This window comes from Kitasatospora sp. NBC_00240, assembly GCF_026342405.1.
In the GTDB taxonomy this organism is placed as follows: domain Bacteria; phylum Actinomycetota; class Actinomycetes; order Streptomycetales; family Streptomycetaceae; genus Kitasatospora.
The window spans coordinates 4,560,592-4,580,402 of the sequence record NZ_JAPEMU010000001.1 but is presented as its reverse complement, the minus strand read 5'-3'; the positions used below and the strand labels follow the sequence as shown (position 1 = coordinate 4,580,402).

The following is a 19,811-nucleotide window of genomic DNA, read 5'->3' as shown; positions in this document are numbered from 1 at the left end:
TTCGTGCCAGGACCGGGAATTCCGTGACCGGACCGTACCGGACGCTTGTGCCGGCGGCGGCCGGGCGGCAGCGTCCGACCTGCCCGGACGCGCCCCCGTGCCGGGATGTGCGGCCCGGACGCGTGGGTCCGGTCCCCACCGGGTCCGGATACAGCAGAAGGCCCGGCAGATGATCTGCCGGGCCTTCTGTGCTACTGAGTAGCGGGGACAGGATTTGAACCTGCGACCTCTGGGTTATGAGCCCAGCGAGCTACCGAGCTGCTCCACCCCGCGTCGGTAAACACAACAGTACGTGGATGTGGCCCGAATGGGAAATCGGTTTACCGGGCGGGGGGTCGGCCGGCCGGCGGGGAGGCCGGTGGGCCAGCGGCCGAGGGTGTGGTGGCCGAGGGTGTGCTGGCGGGGGGTGTGGTGGCGGGCCAGGCGGTGACCGGGAGCGGAGCGGGGGCCGGGGCGGGCGCCGCCCGGCGGCCGGCGTGCTGCGCCGTCCGGGCCCGGGCCCACACCGCGAAGGCGACCAGGGCCGCGAAGCACGGCACCATCAGCGTCCCGTACACCAGCAGGAAGCCGTGGGTCCCCAGGCCCGCGGCGGCGTTCCAGGCGCCGTGCAGGGCCATCGCCAGCAGCAGACCGCCCGGGGCCGCCAGCCGGGCCGGCCAGCGGCGGCCGGTGGTCAGCGTGATCGCCAGGCCCAGCCCGGTCAGTGCGGTGAACAGCGGATGGGCGAAGGGGGACAGCAGGCCGCGCAGCACGAAGGTCTGCACGGTGCCGTCGAAGTCCCGCAGGCTCGGCGTCTCGCCGAGGCCGATGCTGTCCAGGCGCTGCTGCTGGTCGTCGGTGAAGGCCCGGCCCAGGTACAGCGCGTTCTCGGTGAACGCGAAGCCGCAGGCGGTGACGCCGCCGAGGACGATCCCGGCGGCCAGCGTGCGCGGGCGGGAGCGGGCCCGCGGGTGGGTCCGGGTGCGCGGGTAGGGGCGCAGGTACGGCAGCGGCCGCAGGTAGGGGCGCAGCCGCAGGTGCGGGCGGGCGTGCGCCACGCTGCGTAGGCGGGCGTAGGCGCGCGGCGGCAGATTGACGCGCAGCCTCGGGCGGGCCGCCCTGCCCCGGCGCAGCAGCACCGCGCAGCCGCGTTCGGCATGGCAGCGCAGCCGGCGGCGCACCGGCAGCAGGAGCAGCAGCAGGGCGGCCCCCTTGGCGCTCTCCTCGATCAGCGGGGTGGCGAAGTCGGCGCCCAGCGTCTCGCCGCGCAGCCCCTGGTGGGCGATCAGGAAGTCGCTGGCCCAGCCGTTGGCCAGGATCGCCACCGTGGTGGCCGCACTGGAGCCCCAGGCCAGACAGAACAGCAGGTGCCGCAGCGGTACCCGGGCGGTCTGGTTGAGCCAGGCCAGCGCCCCCAGCACGAAGGGCAGCGGCAGCAGGGCCAGCCCGAGGCCGACGAACAGCCCGGTGGTGCCGGTCTGGCGCCGCACCAGGTGCAGGATCAGCACCGCGCAGCCGGCCAGTGCCAGCACCGCCCCGGCGGTCACCGAGGTCAGCGCGGGGTGCCGCAGCACCGGATGCCGGCGCCGGCGCCCGGCCTCGCCCGGCTGTACGGCGGTCTCGGGCCCGGTGGGCGCGGCGGCATCCGGAGACGCGGCCGCCGCGGTGCTTCCCGGGGCCGCCACGAGGGCGGGCAGGGCGAGCGACACCGCCGCCGCCCATCCGGTCATCGGCAGCGGTCGGTGGGCCCCGCGGGTCCTGGGCCCCGGGATCGTCCGGGTGCCGGCGGCGCGCGTGGGGGCGTCCGGGGCGTCAGCGGCGGCGGCCGCCGCGCGGGCGGACCTCCCGCTGAACGGGCTGCTCACGCGGCAAAGGGTAGGGGACGCGTCCGGCCCCGCGGGAGACCTCGGCACAATACGTACCTGAAAGATCACCCGTGGTGACCGGACGGGCGGATTCGCTCAGCGGCGGCGGAACAGCAGATCGTGCACCACGTGCCCCTTGGCGATGCCGGCCCGCTCGAACTTGGTCACCGGCCGCCAGTCGGGTCGCGGCGCGTAGCCGGGCACGCTGCCGTCGGGGTGCTCGGACGGCTCCAGCCAGCCCGTGCCGTCGCCCTCCGGGTGCAGGTTCTCCAGCTCGGGGGAGGCGGAGAGCACCTCCAGCATCTGCTCGGCGTACGGCTCCCAGTCGGTCGCGCAGTGCACCAGCGCGCCGGGGGCGAGCCGGGGCAGCACGAGCTCCAGGAAGGACGGCTGGACCAGCCGGCGCTTGTGGTGCTTCGGCTTCGGCCACGGGTCGGCGAAGTAGACCCGCAGCCCGGCCAGCGAGGCGTCGCTGAGCATGTCGCGCAGCAGGATCACCGCGTCGCCGGCGGCCGGTCGCACGTTGGTCGAGCCGGCCCGCTCCAGCAGCTGGAGCAGGTTGCCGTGCCCGGGGGTGTGCACATCGGCGGCGAGGATGCCCGTCGCCGGGTCGGCGGCGGCCATCGCGGCCGTCGTCTCGCCCATGCCGAAGCCGATCTCCAGGGTCACCGGGAGGCCGCCGAAGAGCTCGGGCAGCGACAGCGGGCTGCCGTCGATCGCGATCCCGTACTGCTCCCAGCCCCGGTCCAGCGCGCCGGCCTGGGCGTTGGTCATCCGGCCCCGGCGCGGCTGGAAACTGCGGATCCGCCGCTCGCTGTGCTGGGCCTCGGTGGCCCGGTGCGGGTACATCGGCGCGGGGTACCCCGCCGGTGCGGCGGAGAGCCGGACGGAGGGGGAGGGCTGGGGGACGGGAGCGGTGGCAGTCACAATCGGCCAAGTCTAAGGGGCGCCGCCGGGGCCCGGGCCGGGCCCCGGCGGGGTGTGACGCAGCTCCCGTCCCGCCGCCCCGCCGCCGGCCGGCCCGGACCGCGGCTCAGCCGCCCGCGGCCAGCGCCGCCAGGGCCCGGCGGGCCACCTCCCGGCCGATGGGCAGCGAGGCGGTGGCGGCCGGCGAGGGGGCGTTCAGCACGTGCACCAGGCGCCGGGTGGAGCGCGGGTCGTCCGGGTCGAAGCCCGCGAACGCGAAGTCGTCCAGCAGCGAGCCGTCCCGGGCCACCGCCTGCGCCCGGACCCCGGCGGCGGCCGGCACCAGGTCCGCCTCGGTCACCGCGGGCAACAGGCGGCGGACGGCGGTGGTGAAGGCCCGCTTGGACAGCGAGCGGTGCAGTTCGCCGGCCTCGTACCGCCAGTGCCGGCGGGCGATCCGCCAGGCGCCGGGGAAGGCCAGCGTCCCGGCCAGCTCGCGGGGGCGGACGGTCCGCCAGTCGTAGCCCTCGCGGGCCAGCGCCGGCACCGCGTTCGGGCCGACGTGCACATCGCCGTGCACCCCACGGGTGAGGTGCACGCCGAGGAACGGGAACGCCGGGTCCGGCACCGGGTAGACCAGGCCGCGCACCAGGCCCCGGCGCTCGGGGGCCAGCTCGTAGTACTCGCCCCGGAACGGCACGATCCGCACCCCCGGGTCGTCCCCGGCCAGCCGGGCCACCCGGTCGCTGTGCAGGCCCGCGCAGTTCACCAGGACCGCGCAGCGCAGCTCCCCCGCGGAGGTCTGCACGGTCACGCCGTCCGCCCGGCGGGCCACCGCCCGCAGCTCGGTGCGGGGCAGCAGCGCGGCCCCGGCCTCCCCGGCCAGCCGGGCGTAGCCGCGGGCGACCGCGGGGAAGTCGCAGATGCCGGTGGTGGCCACGTGCAGCGCGGCCAGTCCGGCGACCTCCGGCTCGTGGTCGGCGATCTGCGCCGGGCCCAGCTCGGTGACCGGGATGCCGTTCTCCCGCCCGCGGGCGGCCAGCGCGTGCAGCCGGGGCAGTTCGGCCCGGTCGGTGGCGACGATCAGTTTGCCGGTCACCTCGTACGGGACGCCCTGCTCGCGGCAGAACTCCACCATCTCGGCGGCGCCCCCGACCGCGTACCCGGCCTTGAGCGAGCCCGGCCGGTAGTAGACCCCGCTGTGGATCACCCCGCTGTTGCGGCCGCTCTGGTGGGTGGCGAAGCCGGCCTCCTTCTCCAGCACGCCGAGCCGCAGCCCCGGCCGTTCCAGCGTGAGCGCGTACGCGGTGGAGAGGCCGACGATGCCGCCGCCCACCACCAGCACCTCGAAGTCGTACCGCACCGCTGCCCCTTCGTCGCCCGGTACCGCCCGCCGCCGATGCTGCCACGGCGGGCGGTGCCGGTCGAGGGCGCCACCGGGCGGTGGCGACCGGAGGTGTCTAGCCGCGCGGCCGCGCCTCCCACGGCCAGCCGGCGTCCGTCCCGGCCTCCAGCAGCGGGATCAGGCCGAAGGCGGCGTCGGTGAGGCCGCCGAAGGTGTGCCGGTTCGCGGCGCCGGACGTGGTGGCGCCGGCCCGGTAGCCGGCCATGTTCCACATGTAGACCGGGACGTCGGCCGGGACCAGGTCGTCGATCCGGGTCTCGGGCATGCCGCCCCAGTGCCCGTGGCAGTTGGACGGCAGCCAGCCCGCCCGGGTCTGCTCGTCGGTCACCACGACCACCCGGTCGTGCCCCGCGAAGTGCTGCTTCACGGCGGACGGGATGTCGGTGCCCTCGATCTCCCCGAACTTCTCGATCAGGCGCAGCACGCTGCCGCCCCTGGGGACGGGCAGCACCTCGCTGCGCATGCCGAACTGCACCAGCGTCGGTGCCTCGGCCCGCAGGGCGAGCGCGGCCCCGAAGACGGCGGCCTGCTCGGCCAGCGGGATGTCCGACCTGTTGGGCGTGGAGTAGCCGAAGCCCGGGAACATCGACGGCGAGCGGTCGACCAGGATCAGCGTCCGCCCCGGCAGCGCCGGGACGGCTGCCAGCGACAGCGCGAGCGCCTTCTCCAGCGCCTCGGCCCAGCGCAGGGACGGCGCGTGCTTGTACGCCGCCCAGTAGCGGAACGGGAACTGCTTCGAGCGGGCCACCTCGCCCTTGTCGCGGATCCTGGCCGCCACCGTGGCCGCCACCTCGTCCGAGACACCGGCCTGGTCGAAGTTGCGCAGGTTGCGGGCCAGGGCCATCGGGCCCATCGACGGGATGACCGCCTCCCAGACGGCCGCGTCCAGCGGGCCCTGCAGCCAGCCCGCCAGCGCCTCCCAGGTCAGACCCGCGGCGGCGAGCCGCTCGGCGCCGCCCTCGGCGGTCACGGCGGCCCGGCGCTCGGCGACCGGCAGCGCCAGCAGTTCGCGGTTGGCGCTCAGCAGCCGGTCGGCGGCCGGCGGCGCCGCGTCCTCGGGGTGGTGGCGGCGGTCCAGCGCGTACTTGAACAGCGCGCCCTGCCACGGCTTGGCCGGGTCCGGCGAGGGGTGGGTCAGCTCCAGCACGTCGCCGAAGCGGAACCCCTTCGAGGCGGTGTCGTACTTCAGCAGCGCCCGGCCGTCGTAGAGCCGGCGCACGGCGTCGGCGACGCCGCGCTTCAGCGGCTTCGGCAGGGCTCGGCCGTACGTGGAGGTCCAGTACGCGAGCAGCTCGCCCGGCTCGTCCGCGCGCTGCAGCACGGCGTCCACCACCTGGCGGGAGAAGCCGGGCGCCCCGGCGTCCAGTCGGGCCCGGGTGAACTCGGCGGCGCCTACCAGTGCGGCGGTGCGCAGCCGGGCGCCGTACCGCAGCCAGCGGAGCAGGCCCAGGGTCCACTCCGGGTCGGCGACGGCGAGTTCGCGGACCAGTGCGGCGTAGCGGTCGTCGCGGTCGGCGCCCTTCTCGTAGAAGGTGTCGACGCCCACCGTATTGGCCACGGCCAGCAGGAAGAGCTCGGACTTCTCGTCGCGGAGGAACCCGGTGCCCCCCTCGTGGTTGACCGTCCGCAGGCCGGTGCTGGTCACCGGCGACACGGGTGCGGGCCGGGCCCTGCGGACGTTGAAGCGCGACATGGTGGAGCCCCCTGCTGACTGGCGAAGACGGGAGGGAGGCATGGCGAAGCGGGGTGCCCGAGATCGGAGCGGCGGCGGTCGGTGAGACGTCCGCTTCCACGCATCCCGCCGGGGATGCTCCACGAAGTAACCGCTGCCCGCGCACCGGGCACCCCGGCGCTGTGCCTCCCGAGATCGAGGTGGCGGTGGTGTCGCGGGCTCGAACCGCAGCGCCCGAGGGCGCACTACCAAGAAGTAACCACTGCCGGTGCACCGGGAGGTGCTGAAACGCTCTTCAGATGAGTGTCCGGAGATCAGAAGCGGCTGAGGTGCCAAGCTGCTCTACCGACTGAGCTACACCGACCCGAGGTCGACGACGGGACTCGAACCCGCGACCTGCCCATTAACAGTGGAAGTAACCTCTGCCTGCACACCCGGACAGGAGGGACGATAGCCAGCCGTCTCTCGCACCCGCATCCGAATTACCCGTGCCCGTGCCCGTGCCCGTGCCCGTGCCTGTGCCAGGGGCAGGGCCCCGGCCCCCGGCCTCAGGCCGGCGCCACCAGCATCGCCCGCGCCCGTTCGGTCAGTTCCCGGACCCGCCGCTCGCCCTTGAAGGGCTCCAGCCGGCCCAGCATCTCGACCACGTACTCGCGGCTGCGCTGGGAGGAGATCCGGCCGGCCACGTCGACCGCCCGCTCGCCGGCCGCCACCGCCGCGTCCAGGTCGCCCGCCTCGGCCTCGGCCATCGCGGAGACCACCAGCCGCAGCCCGTGCGAGCGGACGAACCCCTCGGTGGGCCTGGCCAGCGCCTCCCGGGTGAACTGGCGGACCTTGGCCGGCACGCCCAGGTCCCGGAAGCACTCCGCGGCGTCGGCGGCCAGCCGGTCGTAGGCGTAGAAGTCGATCCACGCGGGATCGCAGTCCCCGGCGCGCGCCCGTTCCAATGCGCTCTCCGCCGCGCCGAGCGCCGTCGCACACGCCGCCGCATTGCGGGCCTTCGCCTGGGCCCGTGCCTCCACCAGGTGGAAGAAGCTCATCGTCCGGGCCGTCGCCAGCCCCCGGTTGCGCTCCAGGGCCGCCTGCGCGAGGTCCACCGCCTCCTCCGCGAAGCCCCGGTAGCCCGCCTGCAGGCTCATCGAGGCCAGCACGTACCCGCCGAGCGGCACGTCGGCCGCCGCCCGGGCGAGGCGCAGCGCCTGGATGTAGTACCGCTGCGCCGCCTCGTGCTGGCCGGTGTCGAAGGCCATCCACCCGGCCAGCCTGGTCAGTTCGGCCGTCGCGCCGAACAGCGCCCGGCCCACCGCGTCGCTGTACGAGGCCAGCAGCAGCGGCGCGGCCTCGACCCGCAGGCACTCCGGCACCATCGACGAACGCCAGTCCCCGCCGCCGTACTTGGAGTCCCAGCGGCGGGCCTCCTGGGCCGCCTCGCGGAGCTTCAGCGCGTCCGAGTGGCCGACCCGGTAGGAGGCCAGGTCGGCGGTGCTGGGCGGCGCCTCGCGGGCCACCGAGCCGTCCGCCGGGGTGATCAGCCAGCGGGAGACCGGCGTCGCGTACGCCGAGACCGAGAAGGTGCCGGCCAGACTGTCGCTCCAGCGGCCGCCGCCGGGCCCGCGGCGCAGGTCCAGGTCGACCCGCCACAGATCGGTCGCCGACCGGACCGCCTCCGACACCTCGCGCGGGAAGGCCAGGCCCAGTTCGGGGGTCGGGTCGGTGTCGCCGAGGCCGATCTCCTCCAGCGGGACGGGCCGGCCGAGCTTGCCGCCGATCGCGGTCGCGATCAGGTGCGGCACCGGGCCCTGTGGCACCATGCCCTTGCTGACCCAGCGGGCCACCGAGGTCTTGTCGTAGCGAAGCGTCAACCCCCGCTGCGCGCCGAGGTCGTTGACCCGGCGGGCCAGGCCGGCGTTGCTGATCTGGGCGAGGGTCAGGAGCGTGCCGAGCCGTTCGTTCGGTCCTCGTGGGCTGACGGTCATGGTGGCGGCGGCACCCCCTGCGACGTTTGTGCGCGGTGCCCGGTGCTGCGCCGGGCCGATCCTGCTGCACCTAGAGTAGTCGGACGCGTTCCGAGGGTTAAGGGCAAGCATTCCGGATGGCGGGAACGCGCACCCGCCGCAGGGGGCGGTCGCCCGCCCGGCGGGGCCCGAGCCTCCGTTTGTGTGCGCGCCGGAGCGTTGTGCTCCGGTCGTGTGCCGATGTGCGCCCGGCCGTGCCCCCTGGCCCGATGGCCAGGTCGGCGATTCGCTGGTGCCGTGGGTCGACCCGCCGTCGAGGACCCGGCGGGTCGGGGGAGCCGCTGCCTTCATCCCCGCGGGCGGCGGATCAGTCCGGGAGGGCATGCGGATGCCCTCCCGGGCCTTGCGACGCCTTTCGGCCATCTCGCGATGGCCATGACAGGGCGTTGCGACCGGCGGTCCGGGCCGTGGAGGGGAAGGCCCGGCCGCGCGGCCGCCGGTCCGCCCCGCGGGCGGGCCGGCCTCGGGGGACGGAGGATCCGAGCCGGGCGCCGGTCGGGGCCCTCGGCGGCCGGGCGAACGGTCCGCGACCCGCGTCCGCCGTCCGAACGGCCCTGCCAGGCCCGCGCGTCGACCGCCCGCGGCCCGCTCCCCGGCCGGATTTCGGCCCGTCCGCCACCACGGTCGTCCCGAGGGCCCGACGAGGCCCACGAACCCCTGGGAGATCCTGCGACCGAGCCCTGCGGCGAGGCGGCCCCGCCCGGTGGGCCCGCACCGTGCCGGGGCACCGACCGGCCGTGGCCGAACGGCCGGGCCCGGTCCGCCCGCTGACCGGGCGGTGAACGTCCTCGCCCGCGCGCCACGCGAATTGACAGCCGCAACACCGGTCTCCGGACGGGTGTCCAGTGGCACGATGGCACCTGACGGTGCGCCGGGCCGGCCGCCGCGCGTCGGGCCGTGCGCCCGCGCCGCGTCCGGCCCGTGGCGGTCCGGGCCCGGCGCAGCCGTGGTCAGGACCGGGTCCGGACGGACCGAACGGGCGCGCCGCCGTGATGAGTTCCTCGTCCGGTGGAGGCGCGATGCGGTGGCTGGCGGGCTGGAGCGGGACTGCGCCCAGGGCGGGAGCGCCGGCGGACGAGGGCCCGGGCGCGGTCCGCCCGATCGCCGCCCGCCCGCTCTGGACGGGCGCCAACCCGCTCTGGGCGGTCGGCGACTGGCGTCCCGAGGAGATCCGGCTGGTCACCCTCCGGCCGGGCGCCCCCGCCGTGGTCGGCACGGGCGCCCCGCTGCCCGACCCCGTCGAGGACACCCCGGCCACCACCCGGCTGGCCGTCCTCGGCCACTGCGGGGCCTCGGACGCCGAACTCGCCGCGGGCCTGGCCGCCGCCCGCGGCGGCGCCGTCCGCCACCTCAGCACCTGGCCCGGCAGCTACACCGCGGTGCTGCGCACCGGCACCCGCAGCACCCTGCTGCTGACCGACCTGGCCGGCGCCCTCCCGGTCTTCCACACGCCCTGGTGCGGGGGCACCGCGTACGCCACCGCCGCCCTGCCGCTCGCCGACCTGGTCGGCGCCCCGATCGACGCCGGGCACCTGGCCGCCCGGCTGGCCTGTCCGGAGTCGCCGGAGGCGTTCGGCACCGGCACCCCGTACCTGGGCGTCCAGCGGGTGCCGCCCGGGCACGTGCTGGCCGTCCGCGGCGGCCGGCCGTACACGGCCTCGTACGACGAACCCGCGGGCGGTCCGCCGCCGCGCGGGGAGGCCCCGGCGGTCCGCGAGCTCACCCGCGCCCTGCTGGAGGCCGTGCGCTCCCGGGTGCGCCCGTCCGCCCCGGGCTCGCCGACGGCCGCCCGGTCCGGGGCCGGCCCCGAGCGCCCGAGGCTCGGCGCGGACCTCTCGTACGGGACGGCCTCGGCCACCGTCGCGCTGCTCGCCGCCGCCGTGCCGCCCGGGCCCGCGCCGTCGGTGCCGGGCGCCGCCACCGCGGCCGTGCCGGCCGGTGCAGGGCCGTCCGGGCCGCCGTCGGGCGGGTTCGCCAGGGCCGCGCGGTCGCTGCCCGGCCCGCGGGGCGAGGTCGGCGAGGCGGCCAGGTCGGGGGCGACCAGGGGCTCCTGGGCCCGCCCGCCGGCGGAGGGCCCGCCCGAGCCGGAGCCGCTGGCGGCCGTCACCTTCGGCGAGCCGGACGGTCCGGCCGCCCCGGGCGGGAGCGCCGTCCTGCTGCCCGGCACGCCGAGGCTGCGGCACACGGTGCTGGCGGTGACCCCGCGCACGCTCCCGTTCGCCGGGGCCGGCGCCGACCCGCTGGCGGGCCGGCTGACCGACGAGCCCGGCCCCGGCCTGGTCTCCGCGGCCCGCGCCGAGGCCAGGTTCGCGGCCGGCGGCACCGACCACCTCACCGGCTACGGGGCCCGGCAGGTCCTGGACGGCCACCCGGCCCGGCTGGCCGACCTGATCCGGGCCGGCCGCCCCCGGGAGCTGCTGCCCCCGGTCGCCGCGCTGGCCGGGGCGGACCGCGCGGTGGCGGGGGTGCTGGCCGGCGCCGTCCGCACCCCCGTGACGGTGCTGCGGGCCGCCCACCGGCTGTCCCGGATCCGGTACGCCGACGCGCTGGACGACGCCGCCGTGCGGCTCACCGCCCGGCGGGCCGCCGCCGCGGCGGCCACGGCCGGCGCCGGGACCGCGGGCGGACTGTCCTGGTGCGTCCCCGGCCCGGCCGCCCGCTGGCTCTCCGACGAGGCGCTCTCGGCGGTCGCGCTGCGGCTGCGACTGGCCGCCCGCGGGCCCGCCCCGGCCGAGCACCCGGGCGCCCGGCGGGCCCGGCAGGCGCTGCACCGGCACGCCGCCGCGTACCGCACCCTGCTGCAGGCCGCCGAGCAGCCCGGCCAGCGGCTGCACGCGCCCTTCCTGGACAACCAGGTGGTGCGGGCGGCCCGGCTGCTGCCCGACGAGGTCCGGCTGCAGCCCGGCGCCCGGCACACCCTGCTGCACGCGGTGCTGGCCGGCGCCGGCCGCACCGACCTGCCCGCCGACTGGGGGCGCCGGGTCCGCCCCGACGCCGACGGCCCGGCCCGGACCGGCCTGCGCATGGCGGCGGACGGGATCGCCGAGCTGTTCGACCGGCCGCTGCTCGCCGAGGCCGGGCTGATCGACCTGGCTGCCGTCCGGCGGAGCCTGCGGCTGGCGGCCGACCCGGGCGCCGCGCCGGCGGCGGAGACCCTGGCCGGGATCGCCGAGCTGGTCTCCACCGAACTCTGGCTGCGCCGGGTCCGGGCCCGCCGGCACGGCTCCTGCTGGACGGGCCTGCCGCTCGCCGAACGCGTGGCGCTCTCGGCGGCGCGCTTCGCCTGATCCCGCCCGGCGGGGCGGGATCATGGCGGCAGGTGCCCCCCAGCCGTTCTTGGAGCCATGGTGACCAGCCCGGACCAGCCCACGCCCGTCCTGACGGTGACCGGCGGACCGCCCGCCGCCGGCCCGTCCGGCGTGCTGGCCGCCTGCGACGGCTCGGACGGCTCACTGTGGGCGCTGGAGCGGGCGATGACCGAGGCCGAGCTGTTCCGGCTGCCGCTCTACGTGCTGGCGGTGGTCAACCCGTCCCCGGTCGGCTACCCGCCGGGGATGGCCGAGCTGGTCCGGGAGAGCGTCGAGCAGCTGGTCGAGAGCATGGCGGACGGCCTGCGGCGCTCGGTGGCCGCGGTGCAGCGGGCCCGGTCCCGGCCGTACGAGGGGGAGCTGGCCCTGCACGTGGTGCTGGGCAACGTGATCGAGGTGCTGCTGGCGGCGGCGGTCACCCAGCACACGCTGGTGGTCGGCACCCGCGGCAACGGCGGGTTCAACCGGCTGCTGCTGGGGTCGGTGAGTACCGCGGCGGTGCACCACGCCGCCTGCCCGGTGCTGGTCGTCCCGCCGCCACCGGCCCGCTGACCAGGCGGTTCCTGGTCCGGGGCGGCGCCCGCCGGGGTCGCGGGCGCAGGCGTGACGCTCGTCGCGCCCGGCCCGGCGGGGGAATGGCCAGGGGATGGTTGACCGTTCACCTGTCGAACCGTCCCCGAGCTCAGGAGCCCGTCGTCATGAAGGTCGAGATCTACTCCGACATCGCCTGCCCGTGGTGCTACATCGGGAAGCGCCGCTTCGAGCAGGCCCTGGCCGGCTTCGAGGGCCGGGCCGGCGTCGAGGTGGTCTACCGGCCGTACCAGCTCGTCCCGGACGCCCCCGACACGGCGACCCCGCACCGGGCCTGGCTGGCCGAGCGCTACGGGCCGCAGTCGGTCGCGATGGACGCCCGGGTGACCGAGCTGGGCCGGGCGGAGGGCATCACGTACGACTTCGACACCGCCCTGCACACCAACACCTTCCTGGGGCACCGGCTGCTGCACCTCGCGCTGACCGAGTACGGCGCCGCGGTCCAGGGCGCGCTCAAGGAGGGCCTGCTGAAGGCCCACTTCAGCGACGGCGTGGACATCGGCGACCGGGCCCGGCTCACCGAGATCGCGGTGGCCGCCGGCCTCGACGGCGAGCGGGTGGCCGGCTACCTGGCCGGCGAGGAGGGCGCCGAGGAGGTCCGGGCCGAGCTCGCCGAGGCCCGCGAGCTCGGCATCAGCGCCGTGCCGACCTTCGTCTTCGAGGGCAAGTGGGCCGTCCAGGGCGGCCAGGAGGCCGAGACCTTCCGCAAGGTCCTGGAGCAGGTCGCCGCCGAGACCTCCACCCTGGTCCAGGCGGCGCCCGAGGCCGACTCCTGCGCGGACGGCGCCTGCGCGGTCTGACCCGCAGCACCGAGGGCCGGCCGGCGCGCGACCCGCGCCCGCCGGCCCTCAGTCGCAGCTGAAGCGGGCCTGCGCCCAGTCCCCGACCACGGTGCCCGCCCAGGGCCCGCGCAGCGGGGTGACCGTCAGCCGGACGGAGCCGAGCCCCGCCAGCGCGACGTGCACCGGCACCGGCGGGTCCCCGGCCCGCAGCTGCGGGGACGTCCACAGCGCGGTGCCGTCCTCGCCCAGCACCGAGAAGACCGCGCGGGCGCCCGGCAGGGTGAGGTCGTCCAGGCCCGCCACCGCGTCGAAGGACCGGCAGGAGCGGTTGAGGTCGACGGTGGTGCTGCTCGGCGCGCGCACCGAGAGGCCGTGCTTGTAGCGCTTGTCCCCGATCCGCACGGCCTCCCGCTGCCAGACCCAGCCGCCGCCGCGCCGCAGGCTCGGGCCGGCCGGCGGCACCCGGTTGCCGCCGGGGTTGAAGAACGGGAGCGCGTCCGCCCAGAAGTCACCGGCCGGCGCCGGCGGGGTCGGCGGGGTGACCACCGGGGACGGCACCGGCTCCGGCGTGGGCGGGACGGGCACCGGCGGCGGCTCGGGGGCCGGCGAGGCGGGCGGCGGCGTCACCGCGACCGGGGTGGGCGACGGCGGTGCCGGGGGCGCGGGGGTGCGCGAGGGCGCCGGGGTGCGGACCGGCGCGGGCTTCGGCGTCGGGGAGGGGCTCGGCGCGGGCGCCGGTTCGGGTTCCGGCTCGGCGGCCGGCGGCGCCGGAAGCGGCGCGGGCGGCGCCGGCACCGGCGGCGGGACGACGGCGGGGGAGGAGACCGGCGCGGCGGCCGCCACCGGGGGCGCCACCGGGTCGGGTGCGCCGGTCAGCGCGTACGCGGCGACGGCGGCGGCCAGCGCCGCGACCGTGGCGGCGATCCCGGCCTTGGCCGCGATGCCCAGACCGGGGGCGAGCGCGCCGGCGCCACCGCCGGCCGTCCCGCCCGCGCTGCCACCGGCCGCCGCGCCGGCGCCGGCCGTCGCCCCGGTCGTGCCGCCGCCACCGGCCGCGACGGCGGCGGTCGCCACCGCGGCGCCGCCGGCCACCGCCCCGGCCCCCGCGGCGGCCGCCGCGCCGAACCCGCCCACGCCGACCCAGACCAGCACGCCGCCGGGCAGCAGCGCCCGCAGGCCGTGGTTGATCTCGGACAGCTCCAGGTAGGCCGCCGTGCAGCGGTCGCACTCCTTGAGGTGCCGGCCGACCTCCGCCGAGGCCCGCTTGCGCAGCGAACCCCGCGCGTACGCGCCGAGCCGGTTCGCGTACGCCTCGCAGCCCTGCTCCTGGCTGCCGGAGACATGGGCCTGCAGGAACGCGGCGGCGAGCCGGTCCCGGGCCCGGTGGGCCTGTACGGCGGTGGCGTTGGCGGTCTTGCCGAGCAGCACCGCCACGGTCTTCGGAGACTCCCGCTCGACCTCGGTGTGCCAGAGCACCACCCGGTCGTCCTCGGGCAGTTCGACGAAGGCCTGCATCACCATCCGCCGGTCGGCCATCGCCATCGCCCAGGCGTCCGCGCCGGGGTCGGCCAGGTCCAGGTCCGGGCCGGCCGCCGAGGAGCGGGCGAAGGTGCTGAAGTCGTCGACGAGTTGCTCGCGCCGCTCGCTCCGGCCCCAGGCGGCCGCGACGTTGCGCACGGCCGTCAGCAGGTACGCGCGGACGGCGAACTCCGGCCCCTTGCCCGCCCGCAGGGCCTGCAGGGTCCGGGCGAAGACCTCGCCCGCGAGATCCTCGGCGGTGAAGCTGTCCCGGCAGCAGGTGCGCGCGTAGCGCCGGACCGACTCGGCGTGCCGGCGGTAGATCTCCTCGTACGCACCGTCGTCGCCGGCCCGCACCAGCGCCGTCAACTCGGCGTCGGAGGGGGGCCGCTCACCGTCCACCGGGTCGGCCGGGGCGGGCACGGTGGGCCGGGCCGGGACGTCCGGGGTGACGAAGGCCGCCGCGCTGACGCTGCCCTGCCCCGCGCCGGCCTGTCCGGGCACCCGGCCGAGCGCGGCGGGCGGTCCGGCCAGCGACTCGCGCCGCGGGGCACCCGCCTGATCGGGTACCTGGGCGGGCAGTTGGCCCGGCCCGGGCCCGGCCGGACGACCACCGGAGGCGTGCGCGCCGTCCGGTCCCGGCAGCTGCCCCGGCGACCGGTCGGGCCCGGCGGCCGGACCGTCGCCCGGGCTCCCGGGCCCGTCGGCAGCCGACCGGCCGAAGTCCAGGCCGTAGCTGAAGTCGTTCTGTTCCTCGGCGCTCACTGCGGCCCCCGGATTGCATGACGGCCCCCGGACCGTGGCTGGGCATCCCGGGGAGCGGGGGCGCTCGGCACCCGTCCACCCGGCGCCGACGGCGCGCGAACGGCGCGCATCGGGACATTGGCTCCAACCACGGCCAAAGGATGGCATAGCGAGGAGAACTGCGGTAGCCGGGCCGCCCCCGACCCACTCTTCCGAGCGGACGTCAGGAACACGCCCGACCCGCCGGATCCGCCGCCGCGGGTCGCCGGCGGGCGGCCCGGCTGCCGGCAACTGCCCGGCAGGAGAGGGAAAAGCGCCGGACGGCCGGGGTCAGCGCGCGCGCAGCCCGTCCAGCAGGAGCTCCAGCAGCCGCGCGGCCGGGCCGGAGTGCGGTTGACCCTCCGTCGTCCGGGTGTCCGGCGCCCAGCCGCCGATCCCGCCGTCCTCCGCGCCCCGGCCGTCCGCCTGCTGCGAGCCGCCGTGGCCGGTGCGCACCGGCACCGACGCCGTCAGCACCAGCACCACGTCGGAGACCGTGACGCCCGGCCGCAGCTCGCCGGCCGCACCGGCGCGCGCCACCAGTGCGGCGAGCAGCTGGAGCAGCAGCCGGGGGTCGGCGTCGGGCACGCCCGGCGCGCCGCCGGAGATCAGTTGGTACTGCTCGCCGCCCCGCGGCCGCCCGGGCCACGGTTCACTGCCGCGCTGCCCGGGCACCCGGCCGAGCTCCTCCGCGTACCGGAAGGCCTCCGGCGGCAGCAGTCGGCCCGCGCCGGTGCCCACCGCCCGCGCCAGGTACTCGGCCAGCGACTCCCACGGGCCGGCGCCGCTGTAGAGCGACTCCCGGGCCTGCGTGGTCAGCCAGGCGACCTCCTCCGAGGCGATCCGCTGGACCAGCACCTCCTTGCTGGGGAAGCGCCGGTAGACGGTGCCGACGCCGACCCCCGCCCGGCGCGCGACCTCCTCCATCGGGGCGTCGTAGCCGAACTCGCCGAACACCTCGCGGGCCGCCCGCAGCACGCTCTCCAGATTCCGCCGGGCGTCCACCCGCAGCCGGGTGCCGACCGGACGCGTCCCGCGTCCCTCGCCGGCGCCCTCGGGCGTCCGGCCCTCGCCGGCGGCGCCGGTCGGGGCCCCACCGGCCACCTCGCCGGCGTCCGGTCCCCGGGGTCCGTCCGGCCCGGAGGCCTCCGGGCGCGCCCCGGTGGGCCATGCCTGGTCCTGGCCCGCGGCCCGGTACGCCGGTCCCGCGTACCCCACCTCGTGCGCCGGCAGCGGCCGGTCGGCGGCGCCGCGCTGCTCGGGCACCGCGCCCTGGCCCGGGTACGGCGTGCCCGCCCGGCCCAACAGTCGATCCTGCTCCATCATCCCAACTCTCCCCCGCAGGCACCCGATCCCGGGCACCTGTCCTCACCCGTCACCGCACCCCCCGGTGCGCCCGGCCGTGGCCGCCGACCGCGGCGGGCCAACCGGATCGTGCGTCTGCGTCCTGTCTGCGGAAACCGTCCGGGACCACCTTCCCCGGATCGTCCGCCGGCAGTCGGGTCCCCCGCCGGCGGTTGAAGTGGCCATGATGGCCGCTCCACGGCACATCGCGCCCGGAGAATCCGGACAGAGCCTGCTCCGACACACAATCCGACCATAGTTCACGGCAGTTCGGGGCCGAAAGTGCGCCGAACCCCGCCACGCACGCATATCCACCGCGTCCTCGCCACATCCGCACCAGCGGATCCGGCACGGACTGTGGACAAGAGGGCCTCCGGCAGTGCGTCATGGAGGCGTGAAGCAGGTCACATCGGCAGGGGAAGCCCCCCTCAGGGTTCTGGTCGTCGGCGGCGGCTGCGCCGGCATGTCCGCAGCACTGCGTCTCCAGCGCGGGCTCAGAGACCGGCTCCGGCGCGAGGAAGCCCGGATCACCGTGGTCGAACCGCAGCCGTACCTGACCTACCACCCGCTGCTCGCGGAGGTCGCGGCCGGCTCGATCGACCCCCGGCACGTCGTGGTGCCGCTGCGCCGGGTGCTGCCCGACTGCCGGGTGCTCACGGCCCGGATCACCCGGATCGACCACGCCACCCGGCGGGCCTGGGCCGATCCCGCCCAGCACGGCGAGCCGGCCGCGCCGGTCGAACTCGCCTACGACGTCCTGGTGGTGGCCCCCGGCTCGGTCTCCCGCACCGCCCCCGTGCCGGGCCTGGCCGAGCACGGCCTCGGCTTCTCCACCGTCGGCGAGGCGGTCGCCCTGCGCAACCACGTCCTCGAACAGCTGGATCTCGCCTCCTCCACCCGCGACCCCGCCCTGCGCCAGGCCGCCCTCACCTTCGTCTTCGTCGGCGCCGGCTACGCCGGGGTCGGCGCGCTGGCCGAGCTGGAGGACATGGCCAGGTACGCCGTCCGGGGCTACCACAACGTCGCCCAGGAGGACCTGCGCTGGGTCCTGGTCGAAGCCACCGACCGGATCCTCGCCGAGGCCGGCTCGCACGGAAGCGGCACCGAACTCGCCGCCGACACCCTGGCCCAGCTGCGCGACCGCAGCGTCGACGTCCGGCTCGGCACCACCCTGGAGTCCGCCGCCGGCGGCCTGATGCTGCTCTCGGACGGCAGCAGGTTCGCCGCCCGCACCCTGGTCTGGACGGCCGGGGTCCGGCCCGCGCCGCTGCTGCGCGCCACCGACCTGCCGCTGGACGCCGACGGCCGGGTCCGCTGCCTGCCCACCCTCCAGGTGCTCGGGCCGGAGGGCCTCCCGCTGCCCGGCGTCTGGGCCGCCGGCGACTGCGCGGCCGTCCCCGACCCGCACGCGGCCGGCGAGCCCTGCGCCCCGAACGCCCAGCACGCCTTCGCCCAGGCCGAACTGCTCGCCGACAACGTCCTCGCCTCCCTGGGGTCGGCCGGCCAGCGCGAGTACCGGCCGGACCTCGCGGGCTGCTCGACCTCGCTGGGGATCGGCCGGGGGGTCGCGCAGACCCGGCGCGGCCGGCTCACCGGCCGCCGGGCCTGGCTGCTGCACCGGCTCCGCCAGCTGCGCCGGCTGCCCAGCGCGGACCGCCGGGTGCGGGTGCTGATCGACTGGATGCTGGCCGGAGTGTTCAGCCGGGAGGTCGTCTCGCTCGGGACGGTCGAGCACCCGAGGTCGGAATTCGAGGCGGGTTTTGTGGAGGGGGGTCCGGCCGGGCGTGGGTGAGAGGACGATGCGACTTCCGGAATGGGCCCTGCGCCTGACAGGATCGGCCCGACCGAGTTCATTACCCCGCGTGCCAGTCCGCACACAAAAAGTGATGATATGCCTGGAAACCCCGAGGAAGCGGCCGTCGTTTGAACCTCATGCGCTGGAGCGCCCGGCTCACCGGAGCCCCTAGACGTGCCGTGCCCCCGCCCGGCTCCGCCGCGGGGCCCACCGCCGTGACCTCGACCGGACCCTCCAGCGCGCCCGGCGCCGCGGACCGCGGCACCGTGGCCACCCTGAAGCCGACCCCGCCCGCCGGACCGGCGCCCGACACCGCCGAACCCCGGAGCGTCCCCGGCCCGCGCGACCCGCTCGCCGCCGGCGGACTGCTCGACCTGCGGGACGTCCACGAGCTCTACGACCTGCGCGAGGTGCTGGACCGCCTCCCGGCGCCGGTCGCGGTCACCCACGGCCCGCGCCACCAGCTCGGCTACGCCAACCGCGCGTACCAGGAGCTCTTCGGCGAGCGCCCGGTCGGCCTCCCGGCCGCCGAGGCCCTCCCCGAACTCACCGCCATGGGCGTCATGCCGCTGATGGACCAGGTCGTCCGCAGCGGCCGCGCCCGCAGCGTCAAGGCCCGCCGCATCCACGGCACCGGCGGACACCGCTACTACAACGTCTCCTGCGTCCCGCTCGGTGACGGCCGCGCCGGCGCCGAGCCCGACGCCGCACCCGCCGGCGTCCTGGTCTTCGCCGCCGAGGTCACCGACCAGGTGCAGGCCGCCACCCGGCTCCGCGAGGCCGAGCGCCGTCAGCGCGAAGCCGCCGTCACCCTGCAGCGGAGCCTGCTGCCGCAGAAGCTCGAACAGCCCGCCGGCCTGCGGGTCGCCGCCACCTACCAGCCCGGCGGCGCCGAGGCGGCCGTCGGCGGGGACTGGTACGACGTGATCGGCATCGACGGCGGCCGGACCGCCCTGGTCATCGGCGACGTGATGGGTCGAGGCCTGCGCGCCGCGGCGGTGATGGGCCAGCTGCGCACCGCCGTCCGCGCCTACGCCCGGCTGGACCTGCCCCCGCACGAGGTGATGTGCCTGCTGGACGGCCTGGCCATGGAGATCGACGCCAACCAGATCGCCACCTGCACCTACGCCGTCTGGGACCCGCAGCCGAGCACCCTCACCTACGCCTCCGCCGGGCATCTCCCGATCATGCTGCGCTGCCCGGACGGCACCGTGCTGCGCAGCGAGGAGCAGAACGGCCCGCCACTGGGCACCGGCGGCGGCCTGCACCTCTCCCACACCCTGCGCCTGCTGCCGGGCACCACCGGCGTGCTCTACACGGACGGCCTGGTGGAGCGCCGGGACGAGGACATCGACCAGGGCCTCGACCTGCTGGCCCGCACCCTCGGCGGCCCGGTCGGCACCCCCGACGTGGTCTGCGCCCGCCTCCTCCGGGCGATGGGTGTGACCGCCGAACACGACGACGACGTCGCGGTGCTCACCTTTCAGCTGCCGGCCGCCCAGACCCCCCTTGACTCTCCTCCCGGAGAGGTCTAGTGTTCTTCGAGCTGCCTGACAGGGAGAAACGGACGCGCGATCCGCACGGACGTTCCCGGGGTGGCCAATCCTCCGAAACACCACTCAGCAACAGCCCTGGGCCGTGCCTTGTCACGGTCGAGTGGGAATTGCCGTGCCCGGAATTCGTAGGTGGGGCCGGATTCGCTTTTCGGAGCAGGGCTCGGCTAGAGTTTGAGCCGTCGGACGGACCGTCAGGTCGGCCCGGCGAAAGCCTCCTGAAGGCCGGGACGCACGAAAGACTCTGATAGAGTCTGGGAGTGCCGAAAGGCCGAAGGAAAGCAAGGCAGGGAAG

The 19,811-nt window shown here is 76.9% G+C and carries 11 protein-coding genes, 1 tRNA gene and 1 pseudogene; 5 read left to right on the top strand and 8 right to left on the bottom strand.

Going from position 1 to position 19,811, the window contains the following annotated elements; all coding sequences use genetic code 11:
* Positions 1–199 precede the first annotated feature (199 nt).
* From OG689_RS19310 to OG689_RS19285, 6 genes are all read right to left on the bottom strand, one after another.
* A tRNA-Met gene (locus tag OG689_RS19310) sits at positions 200–273 on the bottom strand.
* Positions 274–320: 47 nt separating this feature from the next.
* Positions 321–1,844, bottom strand: coding sequence for a PrsW family intramembrane metalloprotease (locus tag OG689_RS19305; protein ID WP_266321968.1), 1,524 nt, complete (start codon positions 1,842–1,844; stop codon positions 321–323).
* Between the two features lie 96 nt (positions 1,845–1,940).
* On the bottom strand, positions 1,941–2,771 hold the full coding sequence (gene trmB, locus OG689_RS19300; RefSeq protein ID WP_266321966.1) for a tRNA (guanosine(46)-N7)-methyltransferase TrmB: 831 nt from the start codon (positions 2,769–2,771) through the stop codon (positions 1,941–1,943).
* A 106-nt stretch (positions 2,772–2,877) separates the two neighbouring features.
* Positions 2,878–4,113: an L-2-hydroxyglutarate oxidase gene (gene lhgO / locus OG689_RS19295; protein WP_266321965.1), complete on the bottom strand. Its 1,236-nt coding sequence runs from the start codon at positions 4,111–4,113 to the stop codon at positions 2,878–2,880.
* Positions 4,114–4,210: 97 nt separating this feature from the next.
* Positions 4,211–5,848, bottom strand: a complete 1,638-nt coding sequence (locus OG689_RS19290; protein WP_266321963.1) for a TROVE domain-containing protein — start codon at positions 5,846–5,848, stop codon at positions 4,211–4,213.
* Positions 5,849–6,375: 527 nt separating this feature from the next.
* Complete coding sequence (locus tag OG689_RS19285) at positions 6,376–7,803, bottom strand: MFS transporter (RefSeq protein WP_266321961.1); 1,428 nt, start codon at positions 7,801–7,803, stop codon at positions 6,376–6,378.
* A 1,058-nt stretch (positions 7,804–8,861) separates the two neighbouring features.
* Here OG689_RS19285 and OG689_RS19280 point away from each other — a divergent pair.
* The 3 genes from OG689_RS19280 (at position 8,862) to OG689_RS19270 (ending at position 12,541) form a co-directional block, all read left to right on the top strand.
* Positions 8,862–11,129 carry an asparagine synthase-related protein gene (locus OG689_RS19280; protein WP_266321959.1) on the top strand — a complete coding sequence of 756 codons (2,268 nt, stop codon included), beginning with the start codon at positions 8,862–8,864 and terminating at the stop codon, positions 11,127–11,129.
* 57 nt (positions 11,130–11,186) lie between these two features.
* Entirely contained in the window at positions 11,187–11,702 is a 516-nt protein-coding gene (locus tag OG689_RS19275; protein WP_266321957.1) for a universal stress protein, read from the top strand.
* Between the two features lie 146 nt (positions 11,703–11,848).
* Positions 11,849–12,541 carry a DsbA family oxidoreductase gene (locus tag OG689_RS19270; RefSeq protein WP_266321956.1) on the top strand — a complete coding sequence of 231 codons (693 nt, stop codon included), beginning with the start codon at positions 11,849–11,851 and terminating at the stop codon, positions 12,539–12,541.
* Between the two features lie 48 nt (positions 12,542–12,589).
* Here the strand turns inward: OG689_RS19270 and OG689_RS19265 are convergent, their stop codons facing one another.
* Positions 12,590–14,806: a sigma-70 family RNA polymerase sigma factor gene (locus tag OG689_RS19265; protein WP_266321954.1), complete on the bottom strand. Its 2,217-nt coding sequence runs from the start codon at positions 14,804–14,806 to the stop codon at positions 12,590–12,592.
* A gap of 309 nt (positions 14,807–15,115) precedes the next feature.
* Positions 15,116–16,150, bottom strand: a complete 1,035-nt coding sequence (locus OG689_RS44830; RefSeq protein WP_323189309.1) for a helix-turn-helix domain-containing protein — start codon at positions 16,148–16,150, stop codon at positions 15,116–15,118.
* Positions 16,151–16,547: 397 nt separating this feature from the next.
* On the opposite strand from OG689_RS44830, the gene OG689_RS19255 reads away from it, so the two are divergent.
* On the top strand, positions 16,548–17,960 hold the full coding sequence (locus OG689_RS19255; protein WP_266321952.1) for an FAD-dependent oxidoreductase: 1,413 nt from the start codon (positions 16,548–16,550) through the stop codon (positions 17,958–17,960).
* 131 nt (positions 17,961–18,091) lie between these two features.
* Positions 18,092–19,459 (top strand): annotated as a pseudogene (locus tag OG689_RS19250) (PP2C family protein-serine/threonine phosphatase); the annotation flags it as partial.
* Positions 19,460–19,811: the final 352 nt, after the last annotated feature.

Coding starts and splice junctions, on each gene's coding strand:
- OG689_RS19290 (WP_266321963.1), bottom strand. CDS start 5,848: ATGTCGCGCTTCAACGTCCGCAGGGCCCGGCCCGCACCCGTGTCGCCG.
- OG689_RS19285 (WP_266321961.1), bottom strand. CDS start 7,803: ATGACCGTCAGCCCACGAGGACCGAACGAACGGCTCGGCACGCTCCTG.
- OG689_RS19280 (WP_266321959.1), top strand. CDS start 8,862: ATGCGGTGGCTGGCGGGCTGGAGCGGGACTGCGCCCAGGGCGGGAGCG.
- OG689_RS19275 (WP_266321957.1), top strand. CDS start 11,187: ATGGTGACCAGCCCGGACCAGCCCACGCCCGTCCTGACGGTGACCGGC.
- OG689_RS19270 (WP_266321956.1), top strand. CDS start 11,849: ATGAAGGTCGAGATCTACTCCGACATCGCCTGCCCGTGGTGCTACATC.
- OG689_RS44830 (WP_323189309.1), bottom strand. CDS start 16,150: ATGATGGAGCAGGATCGACTGTTGGGCCGGGCGGGCACGCCGTACCCG.